Genomic DNA, 3,769 nt, shown 5'->3' with positions numbered 1-3,769 from the left:
AGGTTCTCGGTCAGGATCGGGTTGCGCTTGTGCGGCATGGCGCTCGAGCCCTTCTGGCCAGGGTCGAACGGCTCCTCGGCCTCCAGCACCTCGGTCCGCTGCAAGTGGCGGATCTCGACGGCCAGACGCTCGATGGAGCTCGCCACCACGGCCAGCGCGGCGAAGTAGGCGGCGTGCCGGTCGCGCGGGATCACCTGGGTCGAGACCGGCTCGACGGCCAGGCCCATCTGCTCGGCGACGTAGGCCTCCACCTCGGGCGCCACATTGGCGAAGGTGCCGACCGCGCCTGAGATGGCGCAGGTGGCGATCTCGAACTTCGCCATCGCCAGGCGCTCCTTGGCGCGCTGGAACTCGGCGTAGTGGCCGGCGAGCTTCAGCCCAAAGGTGGTGGGCTCGGCATGGATGCCGTGGCTGCGCCCGACCGTCGGCGTGAGCTTGTGCTCGATGGCCCGGCGCTTGAGGGCCGACAGCACCAGATCGACGTCCTCGATCAAGAGGTCGGTGGCGCGGGACAGCTGAACGGCCAGCGTCGTGTCGTTGACGTCCGAGCTGGTCATACCCTGGTGCAGGAAGCGCGCTTCGGGCCCGACGATCTCGGTGACGTGGGTCAGGAAGGCGATGACGTCGTGCTTCACCTCGCGCTCGATCTCGTCGATGCGGTCGGCGTTCCAGACCGCGTCGCGGCCCTTTTCCCAGATGACGCGCGCCGCCTCCTTCGGGATCACCCCCAACTCGGCCATCTTGTCGGCGGCGTGGGCTTCGATCTCGAACATGATCTTGAAGCGCGTCTGCGGCTCCCAGATCTGGGCGGCTTCCTTGCGGGCGTAGCGGGGGATCATGGGCGCCCGTCTGGTCGTGGCGGCGCCTGAAGTCAAGCATCCGGGCGGCCAAGCCGCCCGGACGCCGCACGCTCAGCGGCGGTAGCTGAGTTGCAGATAGAAGAAGCGGCCCGGCGCGTCGTAGGCGTTCGGGTCGTAGTTGTTCAGCCCGCAGCTGATGCAGCCGGGCGGATCCTTGTCCAACAGGTTGTTGACGCCCACGGCGATCCGGAGGTCGTCGTCGATGAAGCTGGGCGTCCAGCGCACCTGGGCGTCCAGGTACGTACGGCTGTTCAGCTTGTTGTCGGCGCCGGTCTCCTGGACGGACGAGATGTAGCGTCCGGTGAGGGTCGCCCCAAGGTCCCCGCTGTCCCAGTCCAGCATCAGGTTGGACTTGGTCTTGGGATAGGCCTGGTCCGGGCTGCCGCGCTCGGTCCCTTCCCGTTCGACGGGCAGCAGCCCGCCTGCGGCCGGCACGAGCTCGGTGAATTCGAGCAGACGCGTCGTGTACCAGTTCAGGCCGAACCGTCCGATCGACCACTCCGGCGAGCGCCAGACGAGGTTGACGTCCAGCGTGCGCACCTTGACCCCGCCGATGTTGATCAGCGGGTTGGCGATGGCCTGCACCTGGCCCGAGGCCGTGCGGGTGATCGTGGCGCAGGCCACGGCGTCGCCGGTTTCCGCGCAGCGGTCCAGCAGGGCCTGACCGTTCTGGGCCTGGATGGCGTTCTTCAGGTCGATGTCCGAGTAGGCGACCTCGATCGAGCCGCCGCTCGCCCAGGTCGCATCCCGCAGCCACCGCGGCTCGTAGACCGCGCTGAGGTGCCAGCTCTCGGACGTCTCGGGTGTGAGGTCCCGGTTTCCGCTGGTGATCACCGAGACCTGCGGGTTGAGCTGGACGTAGCTGCCGTTGGCTGGGACACCCGCGGCGATGCAGTTGGCGCGGATGTTGGCCGGGGTCGACGCGGTCATGCCGGAGCAGGGGTCGTCGACCTCCTGGTCGAAGCGGGACGCGGTGCCGAACAGCTCGCCGATGGAGGGCGCGCGGAAGCCTTCGCCCCACGAGCCGCGCACCAGGAAGTCCTCGGTGGGCCGCCAGTTGAAGCCCGCCTTGAAGGTCTCGTCCGAGCCCGATGTCGAATAGTCGAAGATCCGCGCCGCGACCGAGGCTTCCAGGCGGTGGAAGAACGGCATGTCGGCCAGCAGCGGGATGTTGAGCTCGCCGTAGGCCTCCTTGACCTTGATCTCGCCGCGCGCCGGCTGGGCCGGGATGTCGGAGGACAGGCCCGCGGCGACAATGGCGTCAGGCTCGAAATAGCCTTCGGTCCGGCGGTGTTCGACGCCCACCGCAAAGGCCAGGGGACCGGCCGGGAGTTGGAAGAGGTCGCCCGTCAGGTTGGCGCTGAAGTCGCGCAGCTCCTGCTGCGAGACGTCATGCTGGGTGAAGCCGATGAAGGCCAGCATCTGCTGGGTGATGGTGCCGGCGCCACCGAAGAGGTTGAGCGGCACGCAGGGCGCCACGCACTGGGCGACGGGCCCCAGGGCCTGCTGCACGCGCTGGGCGTTGACGTTGCCGGTGAAGGTCTGTTCGGCGTGGTTGCGCGAGAAGACGCCGTTGACGTCCCAATGCCAGCCGTTCGGCAGGTCGCCCTCGAACGTGGCGGTGACGTTCCAGGTATCGACGGTCTGTTCGTAGTGGCGCGGGCCGTTCTCCACCAGGCGGCGACCCACGAAGGCGTAGGTGCCCGGGCCGAGGGTGAAGCCGAACGGGTTGAACGGGTTCGAGGCGTCGATGACGACGGTGTCCAGCAGGTTGCCGTTGCCCGCGTCGGGTCCAACGAAGAGCGGCAGCGGCGCGGCCTGGTTCGCCGACTTGCGCTGGACGTAGCTGGCGCGGCCTCGGAAGCGGACGGTTTCGGTGATGTCGTGGCTGACGCTGCCGAACAGGCTGACCCGCTCCAGTGGTGTCAAGATGTAGTTAAATGGTTGAAAATTAAAGCGGTCGGCGGTGGTGAAGGCGCGGTAGCTGGTCCCGGCGCCCATCGGGTCGAGGGGGTTGTAGACCGGCCGCTGGCCCGGCTGCAGCGCCTGGCGCAGGGTGATGTCGAGGTCCTGGCCGGTGTTGGGGTCGCTGACGATCACGCGGGCGTTGGGCGTCCCCGACGAGCAGCTGGCGTCGCAGGCGGTGGCGTAGGGCGAGGGGAAGCGCGAGATCGCGCGGTCCGAGGCCATGACCGGGTCCTGCTTGAAGTAGCCGCCGCCGACGACGATGCGGGTCCCCTCCGAGCCCGCACCCCACGAGACGTTGTAGTCCTGGGTGAAGCCGTCGCCCTCGTCGAAGCCGCCCACCTGGGCGGTCGCCTGGAAGCCGTCCTGGCGCTGCTTGGTGATGATGTTGACGACGCCGGCGATGGCGTCCGAGCCGTAGATCGGCGAGGCGCCCTCCTGCAGGACCTCCATCCGGTCGATCATCGCCGTGGGGATGGTGTTGAGGTCCACCGAGCCCGGCACGCCCGAGGCCGCCGCCCCCGGCACCCAGCGCAGGCCGTCCACCAGCACCAGCGTCCGCCGCGAGCCCAGGTAGCGCAGGTCGATCTCGGCCGAGCCCGCGCCCACGCCGCCGCCGTCCGGCGGATTGCCGAAGTTGCCCGAGTTGTTGAACTTGGCGTTCAGCCCGCCGCCGGCCGACGGGATCCGCTGCAGCACGTCGACCGTGGAGGTCAGCCCCTGCTTGGCGACCATCGCCTGGTCCACCTGGACGACGGGCTGGGCCTGTTCCAGCGGACTGGTGCGGATGCGCGAGCCGGTGACGACCACCTCCTCGACGTCCGACGTCTGGGCCTGGGCCGCGCCCAGTCCGGCGCCCAGGGCGAGCAGCACCGCCCAAGATGCGGTGCGCAGATGATGTCGCATGCGTTTCCTTCCCGGATGGCGGCCGCGTTGAGTCGCGG

General features: G+C 69.0%; 2 protein-coding genes. Both read right to left on the bottom strand.

Annotated features, from left to right (window positions below; genetic code table 11):
- On the bottom strand, positions 1-839 hold an 839-nt coding region (gene purB, locus RIF93_RS19355), incomplete at its 3' end, for an adenylosuccinate lyase (protein WP_309093082.1).
- A gap of 72 nt (positions 840-911) precedes the next feature.
- Positions 912-3,731 carry a TonB-dependent receptor gene (locus RIF93_RS19350; protein ID WP_309093081.1) on the bottom strand — a complete coding sequence of 940 codons (2,820 nt, stop codon included), beginning with the start codon at positions 3,729-3,731 and terminating at the stop codon, positions 912-914.
- Positions 3,732-3,769: the final 38 nt, after the last annotated feature.

The sequence above is a fragment of the Phenylobacterium sp. genome, from assembly GCF_031181185.1.
GTDB lineage: Bacteria > Pseudomonadota > Alphaproteobacteria > Caulobacterales > Caulobacteraceae > Phenylobacterium.
The sequence above is the reverse complement of the archived record's forward strand: the minus strand, read 5'-3'. Positions and strand labels throughout refer to the sequence as shown.